Origin of the sequence: Carnobacterium sp. (assembly GCF_032094055.1) — a bacterium.
Taxonomy (GTDB): domain Bacteria; phylum Bacillota; class Bacilli; order Lactobacillales; family Carnobacteriaceae; genus Carnobacterium_A.
The window spans coordinates 35,649-38,070 of record NZ_DAMDAK010000012.1 but is presented as its reverse complement, the minus strand read 5'-3'; the positions used below and the strand labels follow the sequence as shown (position 1 = coordinate 38,070).

3 protein-coding genes are annotated in these 2,422 nt (G+C 28.7%); 1 reads left to right on the top strand and 2 read right to left on the bottom strand.

The features are described from left to right. Positions 1-140: 140 nt before the first annotated feature. On the bottom strand, positions 141-419 hold the full coding sequence (locus tag RT405_RS03370) for a hypothetical protein (RefSeq protein ID WP_313467551.1): 279 nt from the start codon (positions 417-419) through the stop codon (positions 141-143). A 708-nt stretch (positions 420-1,127) separates the two neighbouring features. Beyond that, entirely contained in the window at positions 1,128-1,967 is an 840-nt protein-coding gene (locus tag RT405_RS03365; RefSeq protein ID WP_313467550.1) for an alpha/beta fold hydrolase, read from the bottom strand. A 174-nt stretch (positions 1,968-2,141) separates the two neighbouring features. On the opposite strand from RT405_RS03365, the gene RT405_RS03360 reads away from it, so the two are divergent. Beyond that, positions 2,142-2,422 (top strand): DUF3021 family protein (locus RT405_RS03360; protein WP_313467548.1); only part of this gene is annotated, 281 nt, incomplete at its 3' end.

The window sequence follows — 2,422 nt, the reverse complement described above, 5'->3', positions numbered from 1 at the left end:
AAGACCTCCTTTTAAGTTACTTTAAGGATAACGCTTACTTTTACCGAGGTAAACTAAACCAACTTATGAAAATTGAAGATTTAGCTACATAAAATCAAATAATTAGTACGTTAAAAATCTATTTAAATTAAGTTTCTTTTTTATTCACTTAAAAAATCAATATATTGTTTAGCCTCAACTAGTCCTGCTCCAGTAGCAGTTCGATATTCTTTAATTGCTTTAACTTTTTCCCCTTCTGAAATGAGTTCTAAAATGCTATTTTTTAGTTCATCATTTATCGGATCAGGCACATCAACTTGTTTAGCAATAGCATTTAATGTGGTGTTCATACGAGCCACATCCTCTTTTAATTGACTGATTTTTGACATCAAAAGCAACACTACTCCTACCATCAACAGCCACATCGCTAATTCAATCATCTTCTCACTCCTATACTTATTAAAAGTTTATCTACCTCATAATTGTTGCTAAAGAATCATTATTAAACTTTACTTATGTTGACCTGACAGCAGGTCATTCTCCGCAATAATTTTTTTAAAAAAGGTTAATATGGGAACATTATCACTTCCATATCAACACTATTCAAGACTGCTACTCTACGGCTTAAAGCTTAACCAGTTCGGACTTGAATACTTATTTTTTAAAATTTAGACGTAGTTATTTAAATTAACTCCTCATTTATCTCTAAAGATACGCTACTTTAATCATAACATTATATTATCTGGAAATAAGAAAATAAGGTTATTAGTTTTTAACCTATTTACTATTTCTTGCTTAACTCATAAGCTTATGGGTGTATACGACAAAGTTTATATTTTTAGGAAGATAGACAAATGATAAGAGAAAACCAAAAGTATACCCCAGTATAAGAAACTTAAGAAAACTCCTAAACCGCTAACCGGAATGATAAGATTCACAACGGGATTAAAAACTATATCAAGCGCAATAAAATTTAATATGGTTTGAGTCGCAGTCTTTATAGACATTTTTGAGTCCTCCATTTAATGGGATAAAAAGTACCCTTACTTTTGTGAAAAAGAAATAGTTAAATCAATATGCATCCTTATACATACCAGCGCTTCTTCATTCTGCTATGAACTATACTGTTCAAACATATTCTTTTTTTATTAATTAAAATATCTTTGTATAGTTTCTTTTATTTCATTAACAGAAGTTAACATTAGCAAATGATCACTATGGTGTATAGTTTCAATTTTATAAAACAAATGAGAATTTAAGTCTAGCTCTTTTTGTAATATATGATTTCCTTCTATGTTATTATTTTTTGAATTGGATAATAAAAGAATTAATTTATCGTTCTTCAGTATTCCTATTTCTTTTGTATTTAAATCGTTAATCAGAGAATTAAACGCGCTTTCCGGAAGGATATTCGAATAACTACGTTTCTCATTATCAGAGACTGTATATGTACTCATGAGTGCATTATATACGTGCTGCAATTCTTTATTAGTTAAAAAAATGTCTTCTTCTCTTAAACTTTCAACCTCTTTCACTATCTCTTCATTTAAATCTTTTAAGGATCCAAATACTGGAAATTTTATTGCAACAGTAGCATTATCCGAAATATCCTTTGGTGAATAATAGCCTCCATCCAAAAAAATAACACCTTTCGGGTTAATCTTTCCTTCTAAATTTGATACTAGCCAACAAGATAAAGAACTGGCAACGATGTAGTAATTATCTTCAACATTCAAATAGTTTATAAAGGATAAAATATCATCAGAAAAACTATCTAAAGTATATGCTCCATCAGAAGTTGATTTTCCATGAGCTCTATAATCCAATGCATAGCAATTATAGTCATCTATAGAATCAATCAAGTTATAATAAAAATGTTTATTATTATTTAAACCATGTAAAAATATTATGTTCTTTTTAGAATCATTATTTTTCTCAAAATAACTAAAGATATGATTATTTTTTTTGAATTCTTTTACTATTATCATGCAACAATCAACTCCTCAATTGTAATAAAATCCAACTAACGTGTTCCACGTTCTTTTAGTTAATTTTATTAGTAAGCTCCTGAAAATTAAAAATAAATGTTATTTTAATTAGATATGCATTATACTATTAATATAGAAACCTTACAAATAGTAAAAATACGAAAGGAGAATTGTATGAAGTTATTTTTAAAAGGATTAAGAAGAGGAGTACTTTCTTTTGTCTTCATGTTCATCTTATCTTTGTGGAAAAACTCTCAAGGCTCAACGTTTGAAGCAAACACTTTCTTATTTAACTGGCTCATTATTTTCTTTTTATGTGTAGCGAGTGTAATATACGAAATCAGGCAGTGGAGTTTCTTCAAACAAATTAGTGTTCATTACATAACGATGCTTGTTACAGTCTTCCCTACTCTTTTGCTTAGCGGACATTATCCGCTAAACTCTTTTGAGGATAC